Source organism: Pseudomonas sp. PONIH3 (assembly GCF_002934345.1).
Lineage (GTDB): Bacteria > Pseudomonadota > Gammaproteobacteria > Pseudomonadales > Pseudomonadaceae > Aquipseudomonas > Aquipseudomonas soli.
In genome coordinates, this window is record NZ_CP026386.1 from 3,201,991 (window position 1) to 3,228,331 (window position 26,341).

The following is a 26,341-nucleotide window of genomic DNA, read 5'->3' on the forward strand; positions in this document are numbered from 1 at the left end:
CACTCGCCCATACTGCGTTGAAACGGGGCTCGGAATGCTCATGTACTCCAGTACATTCCGCTTCCTCCCCCCGTTTCGCCTTGTCTGGCCTTCGCGCAGACACATTTCGTACAGACCCTAGTCCGTAGGTAGCGCCGCGAGCACTTGCGCATAGGCCTGGTTCAGACGCTCGAACCACGGCGCGGCGGGCGCCACTTCGTGCAGGGCGATATGGCTGTCGGCGCGGCAGCGCTGCTCCAGTTCGCAGCATTCATTGAAGCGATTGACCGCCGCCACCATCGATTCGCGTTCGTTGTCCAGCAGCAACGCTCCATGTACCAGCACCACCGGGCGCTTGCCGCCCAGGCCCTGGCGCCAGCGCTGGGCCGTGCCGACCAGCTTGCGACCGTTGAGGTTAACGTTGTAACGGCCGTCGCAGAAAGCCCCGTCGATCTCGCCCACCGACGCCACTCCACCCCATTCGCGCAGCACTTCGCACAGCGGCAGGCACAGGCGTTCGTAGGCATTTTCGATACGGCCATGGTCGCCTTCGCTACGCGGAGCCACATAGACCAGCGCGACGTTGACCGTCGAGTGCGACTGCGGCACCGGCTCGCCACCGGTTTCGCGCAGCAGTACCGGCCAACCGGCGATGGCCAGTTCCGCGCAGGCGGCTTCGAAGTTATCCAGTCGGCTCATGCGCCGGGGCATGACCAAGGCGTGGTCGGTGGGGCGCCAGAACAGCACGCCGGAATCGCGTTCGCCGCGGCAGACGGCGGCCAGCAGGTCTTGTTCGGCGTGCAGGCCCTGCTCGACGGTCAGGGCTAGAGGTTGATCGCTCATCGAGCCACCTTGCGTGTTGGATTCACCGGCCTCATCGCCGGGCAAGCCCGCTCCCACGCCAATACGGGACAACGTGGGAGCGGGCTTGCCCCGCGATGAGGCCGGTACAGGTATGAAAAAGCCGGCAAAAACGCCGGCTTTCGGTTCGATCAGTCCAGTTGCTGAACGGTCTTCTTCACTTGCTCGGGGAAGAACAGCCGCTGCAGCTCCAACCCTGGCTGCTCCGCGCGCATGAACGCCTCGCCGACCAGGAAGGAATACACCTCGTTGATTTCCATCAGCTCGACATCGGCCCGGTTGAGGATGCCGCTTTCGGTAATCGCCAGACGGTCACGCGGGATGCGCGGCAGCAGGTCGAGGGTGGTCTCCAGGCTGACCTCGAAGGTGTGCAGGTTACGGTTGTTGACCCCGACCAGCGGTGTGTCGAGGGTCTTCAGCGCACGCTCCAGTTCATCGCCGTCATGCACTTCGACCAGCACGTCGAGGCCGACGTCCTTGGCCGTGGCCGCCAACTCGGCCATTTTCACGTCGTCCAGCGCCGACACGATCAACAGCACGCAGTCGGCACCCAGGGCGCGGGCCTCGACGATCTGATAAGGATCGACCATGAAGTCCTTGCGGATCACCGGCAGCGAAACGGCGGCACGCGCCTGCTGCAGGTAGATGTCAGCGCCCTGGAAGTAGTCCACGTCGGTCAGCACCGACAGACAGGTCGCGCCACCCTTCTCGTAGCTGACGGCAATTTCCGCCGGCACGAAGTTTTCGCGGATCACGCCCTTGCTCGGCGAAGCCTTCTTGATTTCGGCGATGACCGCCGGCTGCTTGCGCCTGGCCTGCTCGATCAGGGCATTGGCAAAGCCACGCGGGGCATCGGCCACCTTGGCCAGGCGCTCGAGCTCGCCCAGGCTGACCCGCGCGCTGCGCTCGGCCACTTCCTGGAACTTGCGGGCGATGATCCTTTCCAGCACCGTCGGTACACTCATGCTTCGTTCTCCACCTTGAATACCGCGGTAAAGGCGCCCAGTTCCTGGAGTTTTTCCCAGGCCAAGCCGGTGTGCAGGACATCGTGAGCCAGCTCGACACCCTGGGCCAGGGTCATCGCGTGATCAGCGGCATACAGCGCCGCGCCAGCGTTGAGCACGATCATCTCGGCGGCCTTCTGGCCGTTCTCGGTCTTGCGTCGGCCCAGGGCATCGCGGATCAGTTCCAGCGAGGCCTGCGGGCCCTCGACCGCCAGGCCATGGAGGCTCTGGCTCTTCATGCCGAGGTCTTCCGGCTCGACCCAATACTCGGTGATCTGGCCGTTCTTCAGTTCAGCGACAAAGGTTGGCGCAGCCAGGCTGAACTCGTCCAGGCCATCCTTGGAGTGCACCACCAGCACATGCTTGCTGCCCATCCGCTGCAGCACTTCGGCCAATGGGCGGCACAGGGCCTGGGTGAACACGCCGACCACCTGGTGCTTCACACCGGCCGGATTCGTAAGCGGGCCGAGCATGTTGAACAAGGTACGCAGCCCCAGCTCGCGACGCGGGCCGGCGGCGTGCTTCATCGCGGTATGGTGGGTCTGGGCGAACATGAAGCCGATGCCGAGGCTGTCTATGCAGCGGGCCACCTGCACCGGGGTCAGGTTCAGGTAGATGCCGGCGGCTTCCAGCAGGTCGGCGCTGCCGCTCTTGCCGGAAACGGCGCGGTTGCCGTGCTTGGCCACCGTGCAGCCCGCAGCCGCCAGCACGAAGGCCGAGGCGGTGGACACGTTGAAGATGTTGGCGCCGTCGCCGCCGGTGCCGACGATGTCGACCACGCCGTCGAGGGTCTTGAGCTCGACCTTGTCGGCCAGCTCACGCATCACCGACACCGCGCCGACGATCTCGTCGATGCTCTCGCTCTTCATGCGCATGCCCATGAGGAAGGCGCCGATCTGCGCCTCGGTGCACTGGCCGGTCATGATCTGGCGCATGACGTCGCGCATTTCCTCTGTGGACAGGTCCAGGTGGCCGACAATGCGGCTCAAAGCGGTCTTGATTTCCATGATCGGTCCTTAACGGCGTCCGCCGGTCTGCTTGAGGAAGTTGGCGAACAGCTCGTGTCCCTGCTCGGTGAGGATGGATTCCGGGTGGAACTGTACCCCCTCCACGTTCAGGGTTTTATGACGCAGGCCCATGATCTCGTCGACGGAGCCGTCTTCATGCGCGGTCCAGGCGGTCACTTCCAGGCAGTCGGGCAACGTGTCGCGCTTGACCACCAAGGAGTGGTAGCGGGTCACGGTGAGCGGGTTGTTCAGGCCCGAGAACACACCCAGGTCGCGGTGGAACACCGGGCTGGTCTTGCCGTGCATCACCTGGCGGGCACGCACCACGTCACCGCCATAGGCCTGGCCGATGGACTGGTGACCCAGGCACACGCCGAGGATCGGCAGCTTGCCGGCAAAATGCAGGATGGCCTCGATGGACACACCCGCTTCGCTCGGCGTGCAGGGGCCCGGGGAGACGACGATGCGTTCGGGGTTCAGGGCTTCGATCTGGGCGATGGTCATTTCGTCATTGCGAATGACCTTGACCTCGGCACCGAGCTCGCCGAGGTACTGCACGACGTTGTAGGTGAAGGAGTCGTAATTGTCGATCATCAGTAACATCTGGAACGAACCTCTTGAATACTGACTTTTGATTCGAGCCTTCCCTGCTGCCGTGGGCGCGGGAAAATTCCGCGGTGGGCGGCGGTTAAAGCGAAGGGAAGGCAAACAGGAGCGGGCCGGGCATGCCGGCAAGAGATAAAGTCAGGCGCGCCAACGCCAACGGGCGACGGCCTTGATAACGCGCATCAAGAGTTTGCTGACGATCAACACGGGGTAGGTCTCGTTCATACGTCAGGGCACAGTAGCCTACCGGGGCGACGGGCGCAATACGCCCGTAAACACTGGGAAACCAATGCGATGGTGGGCGAAGACCGGCGATTTGCTAAGGTCATGCGGCTTGCTTCGATAAAAACAACGAAAAGGATATTCATGCATGCGCAAGACTCCCTTCCTGTACTCCGCCCTCGGCATCCTCGCCCTGGCTTGCAGCCAGGCGATGGCCGGCCCCTCCCCTTATTCATCGCTCATCGTCTTTGGCGACAGCCTCAGTGATGCCGGGCAGTTTCCCGACCTGACCGGCGGCACGCCAGGCATGCGTTTCACCAACCGCGATGCCGATGGCAACTACGCGCCCGTCTCGCCGATGATCCTGGGGGGCAGGTTGGGCTTTTCGGGAACTGCCCTGGGACCATCGACATCACTCACCAACCAGTTGCAAGGCACGCCCGACGGCAACAACTGGGCCGTGGGCGGCTACACCACCCAGCAGATCCTCGACTCGATCACCGACACCTCGAAAGCCGTCATCCCGCCCGGGCGCCCTGGCGCGGGGGTGGTCCTGCGCGAGCGTGACGGTTACCTGGCCAACGGCCTGCGCGCCGACCCCAATGCCCTGTACTACCTGACCGGTGGCGGCAACGACTTCCTCCAAGGCCTGGTCAACAGCCCCGCGACCGCAGCCGCAGCAGGTGCCCGCCTGGCGGCCAGCGCCCAGGCGCTGCAACAGGGCGGCGCGCGTTACATCATGGTCTGGCTGCTGCCAGACCTGGGACAGACACCGAACTTCAGCGGCACCCCCCAGCAAGGACCGCTGTCGCAGCTGTCCGGCGTGTTCAACCAGTCATTGGTCAGCCAGCTGGGGCAGATCAACGCCGAGATCATTCCGCTCAACATCCCAACCCTGCTGCAAGAGGCCCTCACCAGCCCCGCCCAGTTCGGCCTGGCCGCCGACCAGAACCTGGTCGGCACCTGCTACAGCGGCGACGGCTGCGTGGGCAACCCGGTCTACGGGCTGAACGGTACTACCCCGGACCCGACCCGGCTGCTGTTCAACGACTCGGTACACCCGACCATCGCCGGCCAGCAGCTGATCGCCGACTATGCCTATTCGATCCTGGCCGCGCCGTGGGAACTGACCCTGCTCCCGGAAATCGCCCACGCCAGTATCCGCGCCCACCAGGATGAACTGCGCAACCAGTGGCAAACACCCTGGCAGGCCGTCGGTCAATGGCAGGCCTTCGTCGCCACCGGCGGCCAGGACCTGGACTTCGGCAGCCAGCGCAGCGCCGCCAGTGGTGACGGGCGCGGTTACAACCTGACCCTCGGCGGCAGCTACCGGCTCGACGACGCCTGGCGCGTGGGGCTGGCGGCCGGCGTGTACCGGCAAAAACTCGAGGCGGGCCAGGATGACTCGGACTACAAGCTCGACAGCTACCTGGCCAGCGCCTTCGCCCAGTACCGCCAGGATCGCTGGTGGGCCGATGCGGCATTGACCGCCGGTCACCTGGATTACCGCGACCTCAAGCGCACCTTCGCCCTGGGTGTGAACGACCGCAGCGAGAAAGGCGACACCGATGGCGAGGCCTGGGCCGTCACCGGCCGGGTGGGCTACAACCTGGCGCCCGAGAGCAGCCACTGGCAACTGGCGCCGTTCATCAGTGCCGACTACGCGCGGGTCAAGGTCGATGGCTACGACGAGAAGAGCGGCCGCTCCACAGCGCTCGGTTTCGACGACCAGGAACGTACGTCACGCCGGCTCGGAGCCGGCCTGCTGGGTAGCGTGCAAGTGCTGCCGACGACAAAGCTGTTCGCCGAGGTGGCCCGCGAGCATGAGTTCGAGGATGACCAGCAGGACCTGCGCATGCATCTGACCAGCCTGCCGGCAAACGACTTCACCCTCACCGGCTATACACCACACAGCAACCTGACGCGGGCCAGCCTGGGGGTGAGCCATGAACTGGTGCCGGGATTGAACCTGCGGGGGAACTACAACTGGCGCAAGAGTGATGAGTTGCGCCAGCAGGGAGTGAGCGTGGCATTGAGCCTGGACTTCTGATTTGTCGGGGCCGCGTTGCGGCCCCGATCAATCTACTTGGAGCAGCTCTGCTCGGCCAGCGCCACCGCACGGAACATCGCCCGGCGCTTGTTGATGGTCTCTTCCCACTCCAGCGCCGGCACCGAGTCGGCGACAATGCCGCCACCGGCCTGCACATGCAGTTCGCCGTCCTTGATCACCGCAGTGCGGATGGCGATGGCGGTATCCATGTTGCCATTCCAGGCAAAATAGCCCACCGCGCCACCGTAGACACCGCGCTTGACCGGTTCGAGCTCATCGATGATTTCCATCGCGCGGATCTTCGGCGCACCCGACAGGGTGCCGGCCGGCAGGATCGCCCGCAGTGCGTCCATGGCGGTCAGGCCTTCCCGCAGCTGACCAGTGACGTTGGACACGATATGCATGACGTTCGAGTAACGCTCGATCACCATCTTCTCGGTCAGGCGCACACTGCCGGTGGACGATACACGGCCCACGTCGTTGCGCCCGAGGTCGATCAGCATCAGGTGCTCGGCGATTTCCTTGTCGTCCGACAGCAGGTCGTCTTCCAGGGCCCGGTCGGCTTCTTCGGTGGCGCCACGCGGGCGGGTACCGGCGATCGGGCGCACGGTCACCAGGTTGTCTTCGACCCGCACCAGCACTTCCGGCGAGCTGCCGACCACATGGAAGTCGCCGAAATTGAAGAAGTACATGTACGGCGTCGGGTTGAAGCAACGCAGCGCCCGGTAAAGGTCGATGGGCGCGGCCTTGAAGTCGATGGACATGCGCTGGGACGGCACCACCTGCATGCAGTCGCCGGCCAGGATGTATTCCTTGATCCGGCCCACCGCACTTTCGTAGTCGTCACGGGTGTAGCTGGAGCGGAACTCGGGCTCGGCCGCCTGCGGCCCGCTCAAGTCCAGGCCGCGCCGCGGGGTGATCGGCTGGCGGAGGGTGTCCAGCAAACCTTGCAGGCGGGCCTGGCCCTGCTCGAACGCTTGTTCTTCGGCCGGATCGACCAGCACGATCGCGTGCATCTTGCCGGCCAGGTTGTCGAACACCACCACCGCGTCGGAGACCATCAGCAGGATATCCGGCACGCCAAGCGGATCGGGGTTCGGGCTGGCACCCAGGCGTTTTTCCACATAGCGCACGCAGTCGTAGCCGAAGTAACCGACCAGGCCACCATTGAAGCGCGGCAAGCCTGGGATGTCAGCGACCTTGTAACGGTCCTTGAACGCCTCGACGAAAGCCAGCGGGTCTTCGACGTCGTGGCTTTCGACCTCGACGCCATCCTGCAGGATGCTCACATGGTAGCCATGCACACGCATGACGGTGCGCGACGGCAAGCCGATCATCGAGTAGCGGCCCCACTTCTCGCCACCTTGCACGGACTCGAGCAGGTAGGAGTTGGGCTGGTCAGCCAGTTTCAGGTAGATCGACAGCGGCGTGTCGAAGTCAGCCAGGGTTTCGCAGGCCAGGGGGATGCGGTTGTAGCCGGCAGCGGCCAGGCGCAGGAATTCTTCGCGGGTCATGTGTAGCCTCGGGGCAAGCAGCAATGGGGTCGGGCAAACGGATGTACCGGCAGGCGCCGGCGGGCGGGAGTCAGGCGCGCCAGCGCCAGCGGGCCAGGGCCTTGATGACTTTCATCCAGAATTTGCCAGTAACCACCACGTCGTTGTCTCTGCTTTGCGGGGCTTGAAGGTCCGCCAACGTTATCCCAGTGTCGGTGACTAAGCAACCGGGCAGCAGCAGGCGCAGGTCGCTGAGCACCAGGCTGGGCGACTCCTCGTCGATGGGGCGGCCATGGTTGTAGCCATAGCTCAGGCCGACGCACTGCACCCCCGCGGCCTTGGCGGCCAGCACGTCGCTGCGTGAATCGCCGACGAACAGCGCCTGCTCGGCGCTGACGCCGGCCATTTTCATGACAAACAGCAGCGCCGCAGGGTCGGGCTTCTTCTGTGGCAGGGTGTCGCCGCCGATGATCCAGCGGAAGTAGCGCCCGATCTTCATCTGGTCGAGCAAAGGGGCAACGAAGCGCTCGGGCTTGTTGGTGATCAGCGCCATTTCCACACCCTGCTTGCGCAACCAGCGCAGGGTGTCGCGCACACCGGGGTAGACCACGGTGAGTTCATGATTGTCGGCATAGGCCTCCATGAACAGCGCCAGCGCGCGCTCGGCCAGTTCGTCGTCCACTGCGGCGTGGTCGATACCACCGGCCAGCGCCCGGCGCACCAGCACCTGGGCACCGTTACCGACCCAGTGGCGCACGGCCTCAAGGCCTGCAGGCGGTCGCCCGAGTTCGAGCAGCGTTTGGTCGACGGCTGCGGCCAGGTCGGGTACCGAATCGATCAGGGTGCCATCCAGATCGAACATCACCAGCCTGGGCAGTGTCCCCGGGAACAGCTGCTCGAAGCCGCTCATGCGCGTGCCAGCGCCATTTCAGCACGCATCTTGTCGATGACTTCCTTGTAGTCCGGGGCATTGAAGATCGCCGAGCCGGCGACGAAGGTGTCAGCACCGGCGGCGGTGATCTCGCGGATGTTGTTGACGTTCACGCCACCGTCGATCTCCAGGCGGATGTCACGACCGCTGGCGTCGATCAGGGCACGGGCTTCGCGCAGCTTGTCGAGGGTGCCGGGGATGAACTTCTGGCCGCCGAAACCCGGGTTGACGCTCATCAGCAGGACCATGTCGATCTTGTCCATCACGTACTTCAACGCATCCAGGCTGGTGGCCGGATTGAACACCAGGCCAGCCTTGCAGCCGCCGTCCTTGATCAGTTGCAGCGAGCGGTCGATGTGCTGCGAGGCTTCCGGGTGGAAGGTGATGTAGGTGGCGCCGGCCTCGATGAAGTCACCGATGATGCGGTCGACCGGGCTAACCATCAGGTGCACGTCGATGGGTGCGGTCACGCCGTACTTGCGCAGGGCGCTGCAGACCATCGGACCGATGGTCAGGTTGGGCACGTAGTGGTTGTCCATGACATCGAAGTGGACGATGTCGGCCCCGGCGGCCAGGACCTTGTCGACGTCCTCGCCCAGGCGGGCGAAGTCGGCGGACAGAATGGAGGGGGCAATAGCGTAGGGCTGCATGGCGCACCTGTTGGGCAGAATCACGGTGGCGCGCATTGTAACTCAGGGAAGCGAATCGGGGCTGATTGGTATCAACGCCGGCGCAGCAGATGGTCGAACGGATGGCGCGGGAGCGGGTTTGCCCCGCGATTGCGATCGCGAATTCGGTATGCCATCGCGGGGCAAGCCCGCTCCTACGTCACCCGCGCCGAAGATTCAACCTGGCTGCTGGGTCCTCAGTTTTTCACTGCGCCCACGCAGCCACTCCAGGGTCAGCAGCAGGATCACCGAGAAGGCGATCAACAAGGTGGCCGCCGCCGCGATGGTCGGGCTCAGGTTCTCGCGGATGCCGCTGAACATCTGCCGTGGCAGGGTCGCCTGCTCGGGCCCGGCAAGGAACAGGGTCACCACCACCTCATCGAACGACGTGGCGAAGGCGAACAGCGCACCGGAGATCACCCCAGGGGCGATCAACGGCAAGGTCACCCGACGGAAGGCCAGTAGAGGCGAGGCCCCAAGGCTCGCCGCCGCGCGCACCAGGTTGTAGTTGAACCCCTGCAGCGTGGCCGACACGGTAATGATCACGAACGGCACACCCAGCACCGCATGCACCAGGATCAGCGAGGTGAAGCTGTTACCCATGCCCAACGGCGCGAAGAACAGGTAGCTGGCCACACCGATGATCACCACCGGCACCACCATCGGCGAGATCACCAGCGCCATCACCAGCGACTTGCCGGGGAAGTCGCCACGGGTCAGGCCGATGGCCGCCAGGGTGCCGAACACCATGGCCAGCAGCGTGGCTGCCGGGGCCACGATGATGCTGTTCTTCAGGGCGCGCATCCATTCGGCGGAGGCGAAGAAGTCCTGGTACCAGTGCAACGAAAAGCCTTGCAGGGGATAGACCAGGAAGCTTCCGCTGTTGAACGACAGCGGGATGATCACCAGCACCGGCAACACCAGGAACAGCAGGATCAGGCCGCACAGGATGCGCAGGCTGTAGAACCACACCCGCTCCACGGGCGACATGTAAGGGCTCAGCATGACAAGGCTCCTCAGCTCAGGCGCAGGCGGCTGGCGCCGACCAGCCAGCTATAGATCAGGTACAGCAGCACGGTGGCCAGCAGCAACAACCCGCCCAGGGCGGTGGCCATGCCCCAGTTGATGCTGGTGTTGGTGTAGAAGGCGACGAAGTAGCTGACCATCTGGTCGTTCGGGCTGCCCAGCAGCGCCGGGGTGATGTAGTAGCCGATGGCCAGGATGAACACCAGCAGGCAGCCGGCGCCGACACCGGCGTAGGTCTGCGGGAAGTACACCCGCCAGAAACTGGCGAACGGATGGCAGCCGAGGGAGATCGCCGCCCGCATGTAGCTGGGCGAGATGCCTTTCATCACGCTGTACAGCGGCAGGATCATGAACGGCAGCAGGATGTGCACCATGGAGATGTACACGCCGGTACGGTTGAACACCAGTTCCAGCGGCTGGTCGATGATGCCCACGGCCATCAGCGCACTGTTGATCAGCCCGCCTGACTGCAACAGCACGATCCATGCAGCCACCCGCACCAGGATGGAGGTCCAGAACGGCAGCAGCACCAGGATCATCAGCAGGTTGCTCTGCCGGGTCGGCAGGTTGGCCAGCAGGTAAGCCAGGGGATACGCCAGCACCAGGCAGATCACGGTGATCACCACCCCCATCCACAGGGTGCGAGCGAAGATGTCCAGGTAGATGGCCTGATCGGGGGTGGCCTTGGCCAATTCGCCCAGGTCGTCGATACGGTGGTCCAGCGCGGCCAGCAGGTAGAACGGCGTGACACTGCTGGTGTTGCGACGGATCGCCTGCCAGTAGGCAGGATCGCCCCAGCGCTCGTCGAGCGTCTGCAAGGCTTCTTTATAGGAGGCAGGCTCGGCCTTGAACGGCAGCGCCCGCGCGGTCTTGGCCAGCAGGCTGCGGTAGCCGGCCAGCTCCATGTTAAGGCGCTTGGAAAGGTCACCCAGGGTCTGGTTCTTGCGAGACTCGGCCAGGTCCTGACTCAGGGCCTTGTAGACCTCCTCGCCCGGCAGGCTCTTGCCATCCCACTGCGCGACTGCCTCGACGGTGCGCGGAAGGCCGGCGACAACCTCGGGGTTGCCGACGCTCTTGTACAACAGTGCCGCGATCGGCACCAGGAACACCAGCAGGAGGAACAGCGCCAGCGGCGCGATCAACGCCTGGGCCTTCCAGCGGTTGACCCGCTCGGCATGCTTGAGGCGCTGCTTGAGGCTTTTACCCGCGCCTTCGTTGAGGGGCACTGCAATGGCCATGGCGAACTCCGCGATACAGGCTGAAATTGGGGCTGCTGCGCAGCCCATCGCCGGCAAGCCGGCTCCCACAAGTACTGCACAGGTTTTATGGGAGCCGGCTTACCGGCGATGAAGGCTCCAGATGGTTTACTTCTTCGCCGCCCAGGCGTTGAAGCGTTGCTCCAGCTGTTCGCTGTTGTCGGCCCAGAAGGCCACGTCGATCTGCACCTGGTTGGCGATGTTCTCAGGGGTGGTCGGCATGTCCTTCTTCACCGCGTCGGCCAGCAGCGGGACGGCCTTGGAGTTGGCCGGGCCGTAGGCAATGTTCTCGGAGTAAGTCTTCTGCTGCTCGGGCTGGACGGTGTAGGCAATGAATTTCTTCGCCTCCTCCGCATCCTTGGCGCCTTTCGGGATGGCCCAGGCATCGAAGTCGTAGATGCCGCCGTTCCACACCACCTTGAGGTTGCTTTCCTTCTGCACCGCGGCGATACGACCGTTGTATGCCGAGCTCATGACCACGTCACCCGAGGCCAGGTACTGCGGCGGCTGGGCACCGGCTTCCCACCACTGGATGCTCGGCTTGAGTTCGTCGAGCTTCTTGAAGGCGCGGTCCTGGCCTTCCTTGGTGGCCAGCACCTTGTACACCTCTTTGGGTGCGACGCCGTCAGCCATCAGGGCGAATTCGAGGGTGTACTTGGCGCCCTTGCGCAGGCCGCGCTTGCCCGGGAATTTCTTGGTGTCCCAGAAATCGGCCCAACTGGCAGGCGCGCTCTTGAGTTTGTCGGCGTTGTAGGCCAGCACCGTGGACCAGACGAAGAAGCCCACGCCGCACGGCTGAATGGCCCCGGGCACGAAGTCGCCTTCATTACCGAACAGTGCGGGGTCAAGCTCTTCGAACATGCCTTCATCGCAACCCCGGGCCAACTCCGGCGACTCCACCTCGACCAGGTTCCAGCTGACGCTCTTGGTGTCGACCATGGCTTTGACCTTGGCCATCTCGCCGTTGTACTCCCCGGCGACAATCTTGCCCTTGCCCGCCTTTTCCCAAGGCTCGTAGAACGCCTTGGTCTGGGCCGCCTTGTTGGCGCCGCCGAAGGAAATCACGGTCAGGTCGGCCGCCATGGCCTGGCCGGCGGCGAACAGGCCAAGGGCCAGGGCGGTCAGTTTCAACTGCTTGCGCATTATTATTCTCTCCACAGTTCAGGGTTGGTGAAGCAAACCATTAATGGGCCTCGGCAATCGGATCGAGCGCGCGGGCGTGCTCCACCTCCCAGCCCAGCGGTACCACGTCGCCCACAGCCAGGGCCGGGTCGAGCTCGGCGATCGGCTGCTTGACGAAGAAATCGGCCTTGCCACAGACCTCCAGGCGTACCCGCACGTGGTCACCTAGGTAGATGAACTCGGCGACACGACCGGAGAAGCGGTTGACGCAGTTCTCGCTGTGGCCGTTCAAGCGTACCCGCTCGGGGCGGATCGACAGGGTCACCGGGTCACCGGCCTGGCCGACATTCACCGCCAGCGCATCGACCCGCTCGCCACGGGCCAGTTGCACCTGGCAACGATTACCGTCACTGGCCAGCAGGGTGCCGTTGATGCGGTTGTTCTCACCGATGAAGTTGGCGACGAAGGTGTTGCAAGGCTCTTCGTAAAGGGTGCGCGGGTCGGCGATCTGCTGGATCTCGCCCTGATGGAACACCGCCACCCGGTCGGACATGGTCAGCGCTTCGCCCTGGTCGTGGGTCACGTAGACCACGGTCACGCCCAGGCGCTGGTGGATGTGCTTGATCTCCATCTGCATGTGTTCACGCAGCTGTTTGTCGAGGGCGCCAAGCGGCTCGTCCATCAGCACCAGTTGCGGCTCGAACACCAGGGCGCGTGCCAGCGCCACGCGCTGCTGCTGGCCACCGGAAAGCTGGCCGGGATAGCGTTTGGCGAAGGCATCAAGCTGAACCATGCCGAGCACGCGCTTGACCCGCTCGCTGACGTCTGTCTTGCTGAGGTTGCGCACGGTCAGCGGGAAGGCCAGGTTCTCGGCCACGGTCATGTGCGGGAACAGTGCGTAGTTCTGGAACACCATGCCGATATCGCGCTTGTGCGGCGGCACATTGTTGATCGAGCGCCCGGCCAGCTGGATCTCACCGGCGGTGGGGGTCTCGAAACCTGCCAGCATCATCAGGCTGGTTGTCTTGCCCGAACCGGAAGGGCCGAGCAGGGTCAGGAACTCGCCCTTGCGGATGTCCAGGTTGAGGTCCTTGACGATCAGCGATTCGCCGTCGTAGCTCTTCTGCACACCTCGGAAGCTGACCAGCGTCTCGTTCGAATTCGCCTCGCTCATGCCCTGCACCTTCTTGTTGGAATGACTGCGTAGGCAAAAGCGTAGAAGACGCGTAAAGCCCCGGAAATCGGGGGCGCTGAGAGAATGCCATCATCCGGATGGAAGACTTGTTGTAGGGATCGCCCTACAAGGATGGCGTTTTCAGGTAACTCGAGCTTTGCAGAAGCGGCTTTAGCCGCTCCTGCGGTGAGATCGCGTAAAAGCCATTGTCGTAACCAGAACACTCACACTAACTTGTGCTCCATGGCGTATTTCACCAGCTCCGCCAGCGAGTTGACCTTGAGCTTCTGCATCAGCCGCGCCTTGTGGGTGCTGATGGTCTTGCTCGACAGCGCCAGTTGCAGGGCGATGTCGTTGACGTTGGCGCCTTGGGCCAGGCGCTCGAACACCGAGAACTCACGCTCGGACAGCAGGGTGTGCAGCGGCCGGGTTTCGGTCAGGCCCACCTCGAATACCATGCGGTCGGCCAGGGCCGGGTCGATGTAGCGCCCTCCCCCCGCCACTCGACGGATGGCCGTGAGCAACAGCGCCGGATCGCTGTCCTTGGTCGCATAGCCCGCCGCTCCGGCCTTGAGCGCCCGCGCCGCCATCTGCGCCTCGTCATGCATCGACAGCATCAGGATCGCCGGCGGGTTGTTCAGCGCGCGGATCCGCGGGATCGCTTCCAGGCCATTCACCCCAGGCATGGAGATATCCAGCAGCACCACCTCGCAGGGCGTGTGGCGCAGGGTCTCCAGCAACTGCTCGCCATTGCCCGCCTCGCCCGCCACCTGCATGTCCTTGGCCAGGCCGATCAATTGCTTGATGCCTTCCCGGACGATGGTGTGGTCTTCCGCCACCAGCACTCGAATCACGATTGTTTCTCCTGCTTCAAAGGAATCGCCACGCTCAGGCTGGTGCCCTCGCCCGGCTCGCTGTCCAGGCTCATGCTGCCACCGTGCATCAGCACCCGCTCACGCACACCCACCAGGCCGAACGAAGTCGGCCGCGCCGCCTCCATGGCAAACCCCACGCCGTCGTCGATCACGGTCATGCGCAACTGCCCGGCCTCGTGAACCAGCTCGATCTGCACCGTGTGCGCCTGGGCATGGCGCATGACGTTGGTCAGCGCCTCCTGCAAGATACGGAACAGGCCGATGGCCTTGGCATCGCTCAAGGGTGGCAGATTGTCCGGTACCTGCACCAGGCAGGGGATCTGCGTGCGAGCCTCGAAACGCCGCGCCTGCCACTCGATGGCCGAGGCGATGCCGGCGTCGAGGATAGGCGGGCGCAGGGCCGTAGCCACGTCGCGTACCAGCTGGAACAGCTGGGCGATCAGGCGCTTCATGCTGGCCAGGCGCTCGTTGAGGGCGGGATCCAGTTCGGCGAAGGCAAGCTCGCACATCGACACCTCAAGCTTGAGCACCGTGAGCATCTGCCCCAGTTCGTCGTGGACTTCGCGGGCAATCCGCGCCTTCTCCTCTTCGCGCACGCTTTCCAGGTGCGCCGACAACTCGCGCAATTGCTCCTGGGACCCGGCCAGCGCCAGCTCGGCCTGCTTGCCCTGGGTGATGTCCCAGACCACGCCATCCCACACCATGCGCCCATCGGCCAGGCGGCGAGTGGTCGCCTTGATGTCGGCCCAGCGCTGCTCGCCCTGGCGGGTGAGGATACGCCCCTGCCAGGACCAGTCCCGGTCGCTGGCCAAGGCCAGGTCCTGGACCCGATGGTAGTCGGCGCGATCCTCCGGGTGGACCAGGTTGCGCAGCCCCATCTGCGGGTGCTGGATCGCCGCCGGGGTGTAGCCGACCAGCGCCTCGCTGCCTTCGCTGATGTAGGGAAATTCCGGGTCGCCTTCGGCCGGATCGCGCTCCAGGCGGAACACCAGCCCCGGCACGTTGCCAGCGATCCCCTTGAGCCGCGCCTCGCTTTCGCGCAACGCGGCCAGGTCGCGCCGGCGCTCGGTGACGTCGGCGAGGAACACCACCAGGTACTCGGCATCGCGAAAACGCAGGAACGACAGCGACAACTCGACCGGGAACAGGCTGCCATCGGCGCGCCGACACTGGCTTTCGAACTGCTGTTCGCCGCCATCTCCGGTACGGGCACGCTTCCACAGTTCCAGCCAGCGATCCATCTTCAGGTTCGGCTCGATAACGACCAGTGGCAGCTCCAGCAACGCCCCCTCGGCAAAGCCCAGCATGCGCTCGGCGGCATGGTTGGCGTAGCGCACATGGCTGTCCCAGTTGACCCAGAGGATGCCCACCGTGCTCTGGTCGATGGAAAACTGACTCAGACGCAAAGCCTCCTCACGCACCTGGCGCTCGACCAGGCTCTCCCGGGCCGCCAGCAACCCACGCTCCAGGCCGCGCTGCTGACGACGCTGCCAAGCCAGGGTGGCCAAGGCGCACAGCAGCAGCAGGCCGAACAGCAAGGCCAGGTTCTGCCAGAACCCGGCGGATTCGGAGAACCGTGGATACCTGGGCTGCAACCAGCGCTGGTGCATCTGCTCCAGAGTCTTGGCCGGCAGGACCTGCAAGGCACGCTCAAGAATATCGGCCAGCATTGGCCAATCGCGCCGTGAGCCGACCCGCAGCAGTTGCGGCAGACCGATATCACCCACCACCGCGAGGTCGGCGAACTCGCCTTCGCGCGACAGCCGGCTGAGCTGCGCCTCGTCCAGCACGGCGAAGCTGGCCTGCCCGCCCAACACCAACTGCAGGGCCTCGCGCTCGTCGGGTACACCCTGCAGGTTCAGATTGCCGTAGTTGCCGCGCAGGTAATCCGCCAAGGTACCGGGCATGCGTACCGCCACGCGGTCATTGGCGTTCAGTTTTTCCAGTTCCACGGCTACCGCGCCGCTGCGCATCCCCACCACCAGCTGCGGCACACGCATGTAAGGGTCACTGAACAGCCACAGCCGCAGGCTGGTCGGCGTTTGCATAAGGCCTGGGGCGAAATCGATCTCGCCCGCCTGCAAGGCATGCTCAAGGGCGGCCTGATCGGCAAAGCCGCGCCAGGTCAAATCCAGGCCCAACGCCTGGGACAGGGCGCCGACCAGTTCGACGTTGGCCCCGTAGAATTGCTGCAGGCGGCGGTCGAACTGGGCATAGGGCGCCTGCAGTACCAGGCCGACGCGCAAGCCGCGGTGTTCGTCCAACCATTGCTGCTGGGCTGGATCCAGTACCACTGCGGGCGGCGCCGGCGGCTTGGCCAGGGCGATCAAGGGTAGACACAACCAGCCGATAACCCACAGGCAACGCACTCGCTTCATCTCTACGCTCGTCTTGGCAATGACGGCCACCTGGCGTGGCCGTCGCGGGCAAATACCATTAGGCTGCCAGTATGATTCTGGCCTTGGATTGATCGATGTTCACACTTTATCGCACGACGCTGGCAATGTTCTGCCTGGCTTCGGCCCTGCCGTTCGCGGCTCAGGCCGACGACGCCGAGAAACCCGAAGCGCCCGTCGAGGCGGCCGCCTCCGCCCCCGCTCCGCGCCCACCGCTGCTCGAGCGTAGCCAGGACGATGCACTGGCCCTCGAGCGCCAGGTACCCAAGGCAGAACAACAGACCTTGCAGGCCAATGGTGAAAACTTCCTGGCGCTGTGGAAGCCGGCCAACGACAGCGACCCGCAAGGCGCGGTGATCATTGTCCCTGGCGCGGGCGAAAGCGCCGACTGGCCGACCACCGTTGGCCCGCTGCGCCGTGGTTTCCCCGATGTCGGCTGGGGCACCTTGAGCCTGAGCATGCCCGACCTGCTGGCCGAGCGCCCGCAGGCGCGGGTCGAGGCCAAGCCTGCAGTCGAACCGAAAAAAGAGGACGGCGAGTCGGCTCCGGCCAAGGACACGCCTGCCGATGCCAACGCCAACGTCGCCCAGGCGACCGCGCCGGAAGCGGATACCGCCGAGAGCACCGACGCGGTCGAAGCCGACGAACACACCAGCGAGGAGGACGCCGAGCGTATCTTCGCCCGCCTCGACGCCGCCGTGGCCTATGCCCAGCAGCAGAAGGCGCGCAGCATCGTGCTGCTGGGCAGCGGCAGTGGCGCATACTGGGCCGCGCGCTATCTCAGCGAGAAGCAGCCGCCTCAAGTGCAGAAACTGGTGATGGTCGCCGCGCAGACACCGGCGCGGGTCGAGCATGACCTGCTGAGCCTGACGCCGACCCTCAAGGTGCCGACCGCCGACCTCTACTACGCCACCCGCACAGCCGATCGGCTCGCGGCCCAGCAGCGCCTGCAAGCTAGCAAGCGGCAGAAGAGCAGCCTGTACCGACAGCTTTCGCTGATGGCCGTGCCTGGCAACAAATCGGCGGAGCAGGAACAACTGTTGCGTCGGGTACGCGGCTGGCTGACGCCGAAGGCAGAGTAAGAGTGACCGCGCCTGCCTACTCCGGCAGGCGCGACCTTGCCCACAATGGCGTTACAAGCCCCGCCGCTTGCGGATCATGGCATAGGCCTGATGCAGCTCGCGGGTAAGCTCGGTCGCCTCGCGCACCTTCGCTTCGCTGGCGCCACTGCCCACCAGCTTGTCCGGATGATGCCGGCTGAGCAATCGCCGATAGGCCTGCTTGACCCGGTCGGCCTCGGTGTCCGGCTCCACCCCCAGCAACCTCAGCGCCGCCGCATAGGTCATGACGCCACCTTCTATCGACGACCGGCGAGGCTCATACTCCAGCGACAAGGCCTGCACCTGGTTGCGACTGAGCCCCAGTTGCTGGCCCCAGCCCAGCAACAGGTCGCGTTCCTGCCGCCCGGCCTTGCCGTCGGCCCAGACCATGCGCCAGCAGGCGCGCAAGGTACCTTCGGCGCCGTGGGGCTGCACCCTGATACGGCGCAGGTAGTGCCCCAGGCGCTCCTTGCCCGACTTCCCGCGGTTGAACGCGGCAATCGCTCGCATCCGAGCAGGTTCCGCCAGGTCCAGACGGGACATCTCCTGTCGCGCCTGCTGGATGTGACCCTCGACAACCCTGCCATCACTCTTGGCCAAGCGGCCGAGCAACACAAACAACAACTCTTCGTCACGCAGCGCCGGGCGCCCGCCCAGGCGCTCGCGCACGTCTTCCCAACCCTGCAGCCGCAGGCGCCGATCCATGGCCTGGCCCAGCAGCGCCCCCAGCAACGCGCCGGGGATGCTGGCCACGGCGAAACCGGCACCGGCACCAATCACTGTGCTCGGCCACCACATATCAGGCACGCTCCCCGATCAGGCGCTCGACATCGGCCAGACGCTCGAGGGTGCCGACATCGATCCAGTGGCCACGGTAGTGCTCACCACTCACTCGACCGTCGGCCATGGCCTTGCGCAACAACGGGGCCAGTTTGAATGCGCCGGGCTGGCAACCTGCGAACAGCGCCGGGTCCAGTACAGAGATACCACTGAAAGTCAGCGTTCCCGGGGCGTCATCGCCATCGCTCACCTGCCCGTCCGCCAGGCGGAAGTCGCCCCGGCCGTGGTGGCCGGGGTTGTCCACCAGCACCAGATGCGCCAGGCCGTGCAACGGCGCATTCAGGCCGGCGAAGTCGTAGTCGGTCCAGACATCGCCATTGACCAGGATGAACGGCGCATCACCCAGCAACGGCAGCGCCTTGAAGATCCCGCCACCGGTCTCCAGCGGTTCGCCCTCCGGCGAATAGCTGATCACCAGGCCGAAGCGGCTGCCATCGCCCAGGTGATCCTCGATCTGCTGGCCAAGCCAGGCGTGGTTGATGACCACCTCGCCAATACCGGCACGGGCCAGCGCCTCGAGGTGATACTCGATCAACGGCTTGCCGGCGGCTCGCACCAGCGGCTTGGGCGTGTGCAGGGTCAGCGGGCGCATGCGCTCGCCCTTGCCTGCCGCCAGGATCATCGCCTTCATGAACGCGCCCCGGCCTGGAGTTCGGCAATCAGCTGGCCCAGCTCGGCCAGCTCAGGCCGGCGGCTGATCACCTCATCTATATAGGCAAAGAAACGCGGCACGTCGGCCAGGTAGCGTGGCTTGCCGTCGCGGTGGCAGATGCGCGCGAAGATACCGATCACCTTGAGGTGGCGCTGCACCCCCATCAGGTCGCTGGCACGCTGGAAGGCTTCGAAGTCTGCCTGTACCGGAATCCCGGCGGCCTGCGCCTTGCGCCAGTAATCACGCAACCAGCCCTCGATGCGGGCCTGGGGCCAGCTGAGGAAAGCGTCCTTGAACAGGCAGGTGATGTCGTAGGTGACCGGGCCATAGACCGCATCCTGGAAATCCAGCACGCCTGGATTTTGCGCACTGTGCATCAGGTTGCGCGGCATGTAGTCGCGGTGCACCAGTACCTTGGGCTGGGCCAGGGCACTGTCGATCAGCAGCTGGCTGACCCGCTGCCAAATGGCCTGTTGCGCGTCGCTGAAGCTCAGGCCAAGCGCGCGGCCCACGTACCACTCGGGGAACAGCTCGACCTCACGGCGCAGCAGGGCGACATCGTAGCTGGGCAGTGCCGCGTCCATCGGCAAGCGCTGGAACGCCAGCAGCGCATCGATGGCGTCGGCGAACAGGGCATCGGCATTGCCCTGATCAATGATGTCCAGGTATGTCTGGCGGCCGAGATCCCCCAGCAGCAGGAAACCGCGCTCCAAGTCCTGGGCATGGATGACCGGCACGTTCACGCCGGCCGTGGCCAGCAAATGGTCGATGTCGACGAACGGGCGGCAGTTCTCCTGGGGCGGCGGCGCATCCATGATCACGAAGCTGTGCCCGGCGCCCTCCCAGCGGAAGTAGCGGCGGAAACTCGCATCGCTGCTGGCGGCGGTCAGGCTGCCGGCGGGCACTTCGCCCCAGGCATTGGTACGGAAGAGGTTCTCCAGTTGCCCGGCAAGCCAGGCGGTCAGTTGTTGCAGGCGTACATCGTGATCGGGCATTACAAGGGTTCTCCGACGGCCCTAGCCGTCAAGCGGGTCATGCTTTATTATCCAGCATCTTTTTCAGACCATCGAGAGGCGTGCGGCCCCCACACGCGGGCAGATGGCACGCAGGAAGCCCGGACTAATAAGATGGCATTGAAATCCCCCGCGTTTCGTAGAAAGTTTCCGTTGCTCGTGACTGGCGGTTTGCTGGCCCTGCAACCCCTGGCCACGTCGTACGTGGTAGCGGCCGAGCAGTTCGACTGCCAAGTGTCCGCTTCCGGTGGCTGGGACTGCAAGCCCAAGACCGCTGCCAACTTGCCTCCGCGCCCGGTACACCCGGGCGCTGCCGCGGCCAGCACGGGTGCCGAGGCATCCGGCGAAGTCGCCGCGACCGAGGCCGACAAGCCGATGCTGGTCACCGAGGCCAAGGGCCGCGGCCTGAAGTCGCGCAGCGAAGACTACAGCCATCTGGACTGGGTCCCGCGCGAGAAGCTCACTGCCGCGCAGCTGGCCGAGACCGGCCCGTACTGCGGCGGCGCCTACATCGAGCCGACCCGCCCGGGCATGAACGACTCCACGCCCAAGGACGAGTCGCCGACCTACATCAACGCCAAGGTCTCCAAGTACCAGCAGGAGCAGCAGATCGCCACCCTCGCCGGTGACGTGGTCATGCGCCAGGGCAGCATGCAGGCCGAAGCCGACGAAGCCAACCTGTACCAGGCCGAAAACCGCGGCGAGCTCAAGGGCAACGTCAAGATCCGCGACAACGGCTCGCTGGTGGTCGGCGACGAAGCGCAGATCCAGCTCGATACCGGCGAGGCCCGGGTCGACAACGCCGAATACGTGATGCACAAGTCGCACATCCGCGGCAACGCGCTGTACGCCAAGCGTGCGGAAAACGCCATCATCCGCCTCAAGGACGGTACCTATACCACCTGTGAGCCGGGCAGCAACGCGTGGCAACTCAAGGGCAACAACATCACCCTGAACCCGGCCACCGGCTTCGGCACCGCGACCAACGTGACGCTGCGGGTCAAGGATTTCCCGGTGTTCTACACACCGTACATCTACTTCCCGATCGACGACCGTCGCCAGTCCGGCTTCCTGCCGCCGTCGTTCAGCTCCAGCAGCGACACCGGCTTCATGCTGGTCACGCCGTATTACTTCAACCTGGCACCGAACTACGATGCCACGTTGTACCCGCGCTACATGACCAAGCGCGGCATGTTGATGGAAGGCGAGTTCCGCTACCTGACCAAGTCCAGCGAAGGGCAGTTCGGTGGCGCGTTCCTGAACGATCAGGACGATGACCGCAAGAAGCAGACGGACTACAAGAAAGACCGCTGGATGGTCAACTGGCAGCACAAGGGCGGCCTCGACGAGCGCCTGATGACCGAGGTGGACTACACCGACATCAGTGACCCGTTCTATTTCCAGGACTTGGAATCTGACCAGATCGGCATCAAGACCCAAGACATCGTCAACCAGCAGGGCGCGCTGACCTACCGGGGTGACAGTTATACCGCACGTCTGAACGTGCATGCCTACGAGATGGCGACCATTTCGCAGACCACTCCATACGACCGACTGCCGCAGATCACTTTCAACGGCATGCTGCCCTACCATCCGGGTGGCTTCGACCTGACCTACGACAGCGAAGCGGTACGCTTCGATCGTGACTTGAAGGACGACTTCGTTCTTGACAAGGACGGCAAACCCGACGCGTCTGCCGGTCGTGCAGGTCGTCGCCTGGACGAGAACATCTTCGGTGTTGCTCGCTCCAATGGCACTCGCCTGAATCTTGCACCGGCGATCAGCCTGCCCATGCAGGCAAGCTATGGTTTCATCACCCCGAAACTGAAATACGTCTACACCCATTACGATCTGGATCTGGACAGCAAGGGCAAACAGGACCTGATCGACAATCCAGGCCGGACTGAACTCTACGGCGACTTCAAGAGCAACCAGAATCGCGACATTCCGGTCTTCAGTGTCGACAGTGGCCTGTATTTCGATCGCAACACCCAGCTGTTCGGTACCAACTACCGCCAGACCCTGGAACCACGCCTGTTCTACCTTTATGTGCCGTACAAAGACCAGACCGATATCCCGCTCTTCGACACCGGCGAGAACACGTTCAACTACTCTTCGCTTTTCCGCGACAACCGTTTCGTTGGCACCGACCGTATTGGCGACGAGAACAAGCTGTCGCTGGGCGTAACCAACCGCTGGATCGAAGACAACGGCTTCCAACGCCAGCGCTTCAGCATCGGCCAGGCGTTCTACTTCAAGGATCGCAAGGTCCAACTGCCAGGGATCGACTACCGTACCCGAGTGGACAGCAAGTCGGATGTGTCGCCGTACGCGCTTGAATACGAATACGCTTTCAACCGCGACTGGCGCTTCAATTCGGCCTACAACTGGGACCCGGACACCCACAGCCCTCGCTCAGGCAGCGCGATGTTCCACTACCAGCCCGAGGACAACCCGAACAAGGTCGTCAATCTCGGCTATCGCTACCGAAACGACCTGATCACCTACGACTCGCAGACCGGTAACTGGAAGGTCGGCGGTGGTGACTACGGTACGCCGGGCACGCCGGGTTACATCAAGGACTACTACAAGATCCAGCAGCACGACTTCTCGGTCATCTGGCCGATCGTGCCGCAATGGAGCGTCATTGCCCGCTGGCAGCATGACTACAACCGTAACCGCACACTGGAAGCGATGGGCGGCTTCGAGTACGACAACTGCTGCTGGAAACTGCGCCTGATCAGTCGCTACTGGATGGACTACGACGACTTCAGCCAGGCCCTACCTGAAAACGAAAAGGGCGACCACGGCATCTTCCTGCAGATCGTGCTCAAAGGGCTCGGTGGTGTAGTCGGCAACAAGGTCGAATCGTTCCTGGACCAAGGCATTCAAGGTTACCGTACCCGTGAAGAGCAAGCTTATTGATCGTCTGCGCCCGCTGATGCTGGGCGCCGCATTGTTGAGTGGCGCGGTGCATGCCGCGGTACAACCCATCGACCGCATCGTGGCCACCGTCGACAACGACGTGGTCATGCAGAGCCAACTGGACCAGCGCGTTCGCGAAGTGCAGCAGACCATCGCCAAACGTGGCGGCGGCGTGCCGCCCACCAGCGCACTGGAACAGCAAGTGCTGGAACGCCTGATCGTCGAGAACCTGCAACTGCAGATCGGCGAGCGCTCAGGCATCCGCATCACCGACGAAGAACTGAACCAGGCCGTCGGTACCATTGCCCAGCGCAATGGCATGTCGCTGGAACAGTTCCGTGCAGCCCTGGCCCATGATGGCCTGTCGTACGATGACGCCCGCGAGCAGATCAAGCGCGAGATGATCATCAGCCGTGTGCGCCAGCGCCGCGTGGCCGAGCGCATTCAGGTGTCCGAGCAAGAAGTGAAGAACTTCCTCAACTCGGACCTGGGCAAGATGCAATTGTCAGAAGAATACCGCCTGGCCAACATTCTCATCCCGACCCCGGAAGGTGCCAACTCGGAGGCAATCCAGGCTGCAGCGCGTCAGGTAGGTGATGTCTACCAGCAACTCCGTCAAGGCGCGGACTTCGGCCAGATGGCCATCGCCCGCTCGCGCAGTGAAAATGCCCTGGAAGGCGGCGAAATGGGCTGGCGCCAGGCAGGCCAACTGCCTCCAGACTTCGCCAAGATGCTCAGCGGCATGGCGGTCGGCGATATCACCCAGCCAATCCGCATCCCCACCGGTTTCATCATCCTCAAGCTGGAAGAGAAGCGCGGCGGGAGCCAAAGCGTGCTGCGCGACGAAGTGCATGTTCGCCACATCCTGATCAAACCGAGCGAAATCCGCAGCGAAGCCGCCACCGAGCAACTGGCCGAGCGCCTGTACGACCGCATCCAGAACGGTGAAAACTTCGCCGATTTGGCGAAGAGCTTCTCGGAAGACCCGGGCTCGGCACTCAACGGCGGCGATCTCAACTGGGTCGACCCGAACAGCCTGGTACCTGAGTTCCGCGAGCAGATGGCCAATGCCGAGCAAGGCGTGGTGACCAAGCCGTTCAAGACCCAGTACGGCTGGCATGTGCTGGAAGTGCTTGGCCGCCGCGCCACCGACAGCACCGAACAGGCTCGCGAGCAGCAGGCCATGAACGTCCTGCGCAACCGCAAGTATGACGAAGAGCTGCAGAACTGGCTGCGCCAGATCCGCGACGAAGCCTACGTTGAAATCAAGCTGCCTGGCGCCGACCAGGCCGCCCAGTGAAACCCCTGCGCTTCGCCGTCACCCCCGGCGAGCCTGCCGGCATCGGTCCCGACCTGTGCCTGCTGCTCGCCACCGAGGTACAGCCCTACCCCCTGATCGCCATCACCAGCCGTGACCTGCTCGCCGAGCGGGCCACGCAGCTGGGCCTGAACGTCAAGCTGATCACGGTTGTGCCGACCGCCTGGCCGGAGCAACCGGCTGCCGCCGGCAGCCTGTATATCTGGGATACCCCCCTGGCCCGCCCGGTGACAGCCGGGCAGCTGGACAAGGCCAACGCCGCATTCGTCCTGGAAACCCTGACCCGTGCCGGGCAAGGCTGCCTGGACGGGCACTTCGCCGGGATGATCACCGCGCCGGTGCACAAGGGCGTGATCAACGAAAGCGGTATCGCCTTTTCCGGGCATACCGAGTTCCTCGCCGACCTCACCCACACCACGCAAGTGGTGATGATGCTGGCCACCCACGGGCTGCGTGTGGCACTGGTGACCACCCACCTGCCACTGCGGGACATTGCCGAGGCCATTACTGGCGAGCGCCTGGAGCGCGTCACCCGCATCCTGCATGCGGACATGCGCGACAAGTTCGGCATCGCCAACCCACGCATCCTGGTCTGCGGGCTCAACCCGCATGCCGGAGAAGGCGGCCACCTGGGCCGCGAAGAAATCGACATCATCGAGCCGGCGCTGCAACGCCTGCGTGCCGAAGGCATGGACCTGCGCGGCCCACTGCCGGCCGATACCCTGTTTACCCCCAAATATCTGGAGCACTGCGACGCGGTGCTGGCGATGTACCACGACCAAGGCCTGCCCGTGCTCAAGTACAAGGGCTTCGGCGCCGCGGTCAACGTGACGCTGGGCCTGCCGATCATCCGCACATCGGTCGACCACGGCACAGCCCTGGGCCTGGCCGGCACCGGCCGGATCGACACCGGCAGCCTGCGCGTCGCCCTGCAAACCGCCTACCAGATGGCCGAGAACCGACCATGACCGAGCAATACCAACACCGGGCGCGCAAGCGCTTCGGCCAGAACTTCCTGCATGACGCCGGAATCATCGACCGTATCCTGCGGGCGATCAACGCCAAGGCCGGCGAACACTTGCTGGAGATCGGCCCGGGCCAGGGCGCCCTGACCGAGGGCCTGCTGGGCAGCGGCGCTCAGCTGGACGTGGTCGAGCTGGACAAAGACCTGGTGCCGATCCTGCAACACAAGTTCGCCGGGCGCGACAACTTCCGCCTGCACCAGGGTGACGCCCTGAAGTTCGACTTCAATCAGCTGGGTGTGCCGGAGCGCAGCCTCAAGGTGGTGGGCAACCTGCCCTACAACATCTCCACGCCACTGATCTTCCATCTCCTGGCCCACGCCAACCTGATCCGCGACATGCATTTCATGCTGCAGAAGGAAGTGGTCGAACGCATGGCTGCGGGCCCTGGCGGCGGCGACTGGGGCCGTCTGTCGATCATGGTGCAGTACCACTGCCGCGTGGAGCACCTGTTCAACGTCGGCCCGGGTGCCTTCAACCCGCCACCAAAGGTGGACTCGGCAATCGTGCGCCTGGTGCCCCACGAAGTGCTGCCCTTCCCGGCCAAGAACCCCAAGCTGCTGGAGCACGTGGTGCGCGAAGCCTTCAACCAGCGCCGTAAGACCCTGCGCAACACGCTCAAGGGCGTGCTCGACAGCCAGGCCATCGAGGCCGCTGGCGTCGACGGCAGCTTGCGCCCCGAGCAGCTCGACCTCGCCGCCTTCGTGCGCCTGGCCGACAAGCTGGCCGAATAGCAGGCCTGACCGAGCCTGCGCAGGACAAGCCCGTCCCACCCTGGGGGTGGGCTTGCCCCGCGCTCAG

General features: G+C 64.4%; 22 protein-coding genes. 6 read left to right on the top strand and 16 right to left on the bottom strand.

Annotated elements, in window-relative coordinates; genetic code table 11:
• Positions 1 to 117: 117 nt before the first annotated feature.
• The 4 genes from C3F42_RS14915 to C3F42_RS14930 form a co-directional block, all read right to left on the bottom strand.
• Positions 118 to 822: a lipoate--protein ligase family protein gene (locus C3F42_RS14915; RefSeq protein WP_094011455.1), complete on the bottom strand. Its 705-nt coding sequence runs from the start codon at positions 820 to 822 to the stop codon at positions 118 to 120.
• 149 nt (positions 823 to 971) lie between these two features.
• On the bottom strand, positions 972 to 1,805 hold the full coding sequence (gene trpC / locus C3F42_RS14920) for an indole-3-glycerol phosphate synthase TrpC (protein WP_023629302.1): 834 nt from the start codon (positions 1,803 to 1,805) through the stop codon (positions 972 to 974).
• A complete protein-coding gene (trpD, locus tag C3F42_RS14925; RefSeq protein ID WP_094011456.1) occupies positions 1,802 to 2,851 on the bottom strand; it encodes an anthranilate phosphoribosyltransferase in 1,050 nt (349 codons plus the stop codon). The genes trpC and trpD overlap by 4 nt, the downstream gene beginning before the upstream one ends.
• A gap of 9 nt (positions 2,852 to 2,860) precedes the next feature.
• A complete protein-coding gene (locus tag C3F42_RS14930) occupies positions 2,861 to 3,454 on the bottom strand; it encodes an aminodeoxychorismate/anthranilate synthase component II (RefSeq protein WP_023629300.1) in 594 nt (197 codons plus the stop codon).
• Positions 3,455 to 3,827: 373 nt separating this feature from the next.
• Between C3F42_RS14930 and estP the strand changes: the two genes are divergently transcribed.
• Positions 3,828 to 5,729 (top strand): esterase EstP, encoded by a 1,902-nt coding sequence (estP, locus tag C3F42_RS14935; protein WP_094011457.1) that lies wholly within the window; start codon positions 3,828 to 3,830, stop codon positions 5,727 to 5,729.
• A 32-nt stretch (positions 5,730 to 5,761) separates the two neighbouring features.
• Here the strand turns inward: estP and trpE are convergent, their stop codons facing one another.
• From trpE to C3F42_RS14980, 9 genes are all read right to left on the bottom strand, one after another.
• Positions 5,762 to 7,243 carry an anthranilate synthase component I gene (gene trpE / locus C3F42_RS14940; protein ID WP_094011458.1) on the bottom strand — a complete coding sequence of 494 codons (1,482 nt, stop codon included), beginning with the start codon at positions 7,241 to 7,243 and terminating at the stop codon, positions 5,762 to 5,764.
• 70 nt (positions 7,244 to 7,313) lie between these two features.
• Positions 7,314 to 8,132: a phosphoglycolate phosphatase gene (locus C3F42_RS14945; RefSeq protein ID WP_094011459.1), complete on the bottom strand. Its 819-nt coding sequence runs from the start codon at positions 8,130 to 8,132 to the stop codon at positions 7,314 to 7,316.
• Complete coding sequence (gene rpe / locus C3F42_RS14950; protein WP_031315131.1) at positions 8,129 to 8,803, bottom strand: ribulose-phosphate 3-epimerase; 675 nt, start codon at positions 8,801 to 8,803, stop codon at positions 8,129 to 8,131. The genes C3F42_RS14945 and rpe overlap by 4 nt, the downstream gene beginning before the upstream one ends.
• A gap of 195 nt (positions 8,804 to 8,998) precedes the next feature.
• On the bottom strand, positions 8,999 to 9,826 hold the full coding sequence (locus tag C3F42_RS14955) for an ABC transporter permease (RefSeq protein ID WP_023630658.1): 828 nt from the start codon (positions 9,824 to 9,826) through the stop codon (positions 8,999 to 9,001).
• 11 nt (positions 9,827 to 9,837) lie between these two features.
• Positions 9,838 to 11,085: an ABC transporter permease gene (locus C3F42_RS14960; protein ID WP_094011460.1), complete on the bottom strand. Its 1,248-nt coding sequence runs from the start codon at positions 11,083 to 11,085 to the stop codon at positions 9,838 to 9,840.
• 126 nt (positions 11,086 to 11,211) lie between these two features.
• Positions 11,212 to 12,246, bottom strand: coding sequence for an ABC transporter substrate-binding protein (locus C3F42_RS14965; RefSeq protein ID WP_023630660.1), 1,035 nt, complete (start codon positions 12,244 to 12,246; stop codon positions 11,212 to 11,214).
• A 40-nt stretch (positions 12,247 to 12,286) separates the two neighbouring features.
• On the bottom strand, positions 12,287 to 13,399 hold the full coding sequence (locus C3F42_RS14970) for an ABC transporter ATP-binding protein (RefSeq protein WP_046857370.1): 1,113 nt from the start codon (positions 13,397 to 13,399) through the stop codon (positions 12,287 to 12,289).
• A 224-nt stretch (positions 13,400 to 13,623) separates the two neighbouring features.
• A complete protein-coding gene (locus tag C3F42_RS14975; protein ID WP_172670942.1) occupies positions 13,624 to 14,256 on the bottom strand; it encodes a response regulator transcription factor in 633 nt (210 codons plus the stop codon).
• The gene (locus tag C3F42_RS14980; RefSeq protein ID WP_094011462.1) at positions 14,250 to 16,652 is read right to left on the bottom strand and encodes a PAS domain S-box protein; all 2,403 of its coding nucleotides are present in this window, start codon (positions 16,650 to 16,652) and stop codon (positions 14,250 to 14,252) included. The genes C3F42_RS14975 and C3F42_RS14980 overlap by 7 nt, the downstream gene beginning before the upstream one ends.
• Positions 16,653 to 16,747: 95 nt before the next feature.
• On the opposite strand from C3F42_RS14980, the gene C3F42_RS14985 reads away from it, so the two are divergent.
• Positions 16,748 to 17,752: an alpha/beta hydrolase family protein gene (locus C3F42_RS14985; RefSeq protein ID WP_094011463.1), complete on the top strand. Its 1,005-nt coding sequence runs from the start codon at positions 16,748 to 16,750 to the stop codon at positions 17,750 to 17,752.
• 51 nt (positions 17,753 to 17,803) lie between these two features.
• On the opposite strand, the gene C3F42_RS14990 is transcribed toward C3F42_RS14985, so the two are convergent.
• Genes C3F42_RS14990 through C3F42_RS15000 form a run of 3 tightly spaced genes read right to left on the bottom strand, consistent with a single transcriptional unit; the run spans position 17,804 to position 20,257 of the window.
• Positions 17,804 to 18,568, bottom strand: a complete 765-nt coding sequence (locus tag C3F42_RS14990) for a TerB family tellurite resistance protein (protein WP_038707236.1) — start codon at positions 18,566 to 18,568, stop codon at positions 17,804 to 17,806.
• A 1-nt stretch (position 18,569) separates the two neighbouring features.
• The gene (gene murU, locus C3F42_RS14995; protein ID WP_023632128.1) at positions 18,570 to 19,241 is read right to left on the bottom strand and encodes an N-acetylmuramate alpha-1-phosphate uridylyltransferase MurU; all 672 of its coding nucleotides are present in this window, start codon (positions 19,239 to 19,241) and stop codon (positions 18,570 to 18,572) included.
• On the bottom strand, positions 19,238 to 20,257 hold the full coding sequence (locus C3F42_RS15000) for an aminoglycoside phosphotransferase family protein (protein ID WP_094011464.1): 1,020 nt from the start codon (positions 20,255 to 20,257) through the stop codon (positions 19,238 to 19,240). The genes murU and C3F42_RS15000 overlap by 4 nt, the downstream gene beginning before the upstream one ends.
• A gap of 132 nt (positions 20,258 to 20,389) precedes the next feature.
• Between C3F42_RS15000 and C3F42_RS15005 the strand changes: the two genes are divergently transcribed.
• The 4 genes from C3F42_RS15005 to rsmA are packed head-to-tail and all read left to right on the top strand — an operon-like array spanning position 20,390 to position 26,274.
• Positions 20,390 to 23,200, top strand: a complete 2,811-nt coding sequence (locus C3F42_RS15005; RefSeq protein ID WP_094011465.1) for an LPS-assembly protein LptD — start codon at positions 20,390 to 20,392, stop codon at positions 23,198 to 23,200.
• Positions 23,181 to 24,500 carry a peptidylprolyl isomerase gene (locus C3F42_RS15010; RefSeq protein WP_023630735.1) on the top strand — a complete coding sequence of 440 codons (1,320 nt, stop codon included), beginning with the start codon at positions 23,181 to 23,183 and terminating at the stop codon, positions 24,498 to 24,500. The genes C3F42_RS15005 and C3F42_RS15010 overlap by 20 nt, the downstream gene beginning before the upstream one ends.
• A complete protein-coding gene (gene pdxA, locus C3F42_RS15015; protein ID WP_104444577.1) occupies positions 24,497 to 25,486 on the top strand; it encodes a 4-hydroxythreonine-4-phosphate dehydrogenase PdxA in 990 nt (329 codons plus the stop codon). Before C3F42_RS15010 ends, pdxA begins: the two co-directional genes overlap by 4 nt.
• Positions 25,483 to 26,274, top strand: a complete 792-nt coding sequence (gene rsmA, locus C3F42_RS15020; protein ID WP_094011468.1) for a 16S rRNA (adenine(1518)-N(6)/adenine(1519)-N(6))-dimethyltransferase RsmA — start codon at positions 25,483 to 25,485, stop codon at positions 26,272 to 26,274. Before pdxA ends, rsmA begins: the two co-directional genes overlap by 4 nt.
• Positions 26,275 to 26,341 lie beyond the last annotated feature (67 nt).

Excerpts from the sequence above, each read along its gene's own strand:
- C3F42_RS14945 (WP_094011459.1), bottom strand. The coding sequence starts at position 8,132 with ATGAGCGGCTTCGAGCAGCTGTTCCCGGGGACACTGCCCAGGCTGGTG.
- C3F42_RS15000 (WP_094011464.1), bottom strand. The coding sequence starts at position 20,257 with ATGCCCGATCACGATGTACGCCTGCAACAACTGACCGCCTGGCTTGCC.
- rpe (WP_031315131.1), bottom strand. The coding sequence starts at position 8,803 with ATGCAGCCCTACGCTATTGCCCCCTCCATTCTGTCCGCCGACTTCGCC.
- trpC (WP_023629302.1), bottom strand. The coding sequence starts at position 1,805 with ATGAGTGTACCGACGGTGCTGGAAAGGATCATCGCCCGCAAGTTCCAG.
- C3F42_RS14955 (WP_023630658.1), bottom strand. The coding sequence starts at position 9,826 with ATGCTGAGCCCTTACATGTCGCCCGTGGAGCGGGTGTGGTTCTACAGC.
- trpE (WP_094011458.1), bottom strand. The coding sequence starts at position 7,243 with ATGACCCGCGAAGAATTCCTGCGCCTGGCCGCTGCCGGCTACAACCGC.
- C3F42_RS14930 (WP_023629300.1), bottom strand. The coding sequence starts at position 3,454 with ATGTTACTGATGATCGACAATTACGACTCCTTCACCTACAACGTCGTG.
- C3F42_RS14960 (WP_094011460.1), bottom strand. The coding sequence starts at position 11,085 with ATGGCCATTGCAGTGCCCCTCAACGAAGGCGCGGGTAAAAGCCTCAAG.
- estP (WP_094011457.1), top strand. The coding sequence starts at position 3,828 with ATGCGCAAGACTCCCTTCCTGTACTCCGCCCTCGGCATCCTCGCCCTG.
- C3F42_RS15005 (WP_094011465.1), top strand. The coding sequence starts at position 20,390 with ATGGCATTGAAATCCCCCGCGTTTCGTAGAAAGTTTCCGTTGCTCGTG.
- C3F42_RS14915 (WP_094011455.1), bottom strand. The coding sequence starts at position 822 with ATGAGCGATCAACCTCTAGCCCTGACCGTCGAGCAGGGCCTGCACGCC.
- C3F42_RS14985 (WP_094011463.1), top strand. The coding sequence starts at position 16,748 with ATGTTCACACTTTATCGCACGACGCTGGCAATGTTCTGCCTGGCTTCG.
- C3F42_RS14970 (WP_046857370.1), bottom strand. The coding sequence starts at position 13,399 with ATGAGCGAGGCGAATTCGAACGAGACGCTGGTCAGCTTCCGAGGTGTG.
- C3F42_RS14980 (WP_094011462.1), bottom strand. The coding sequence starts at position 16,652 with ATGAAGCGAGTGCGTTGCCTGTGGGTTATCGGCTGGTTGTGTCTACCC.
- trpD (WP_094011456.1), bottom strand. The coding sequence starts at position 2,851 with ATGGAAATCAAGACCGCTTTGAGCCGCATTGTCGGCCACCTGGACCTG.
- C3F42_RS14965 (WP_023630660.1), bottom strand. The coding sequence starts at position 12,246 with ATGCGCAAGCAGTTGAAACTGACCGCCCTGGCCCTTGGCCTGTTCGCC.
- murU (WP_023632128.1), bottom strand. The coding sequence starts at position 19,241 with ATGAAGGCGATGATCCTGGCGGCAGGCAAGGGCGAGCGCATGCGCCCG.
- rsmA (WP_094011468.1), top strand. The coding sequence starts at position 25,483 with ATGACCGAGCAATACCAACACCGGGCGCGCAAGCGCTTCGGCCAGAAC.
- C3F42_RS14990 (WP_038707236.1), bottom strand. The coding sequence starts at position 18,568 with ATGTGGTGGCCGAGCACAGTGATTGGTGCCGGTGCCGGTTTCGCCGTG.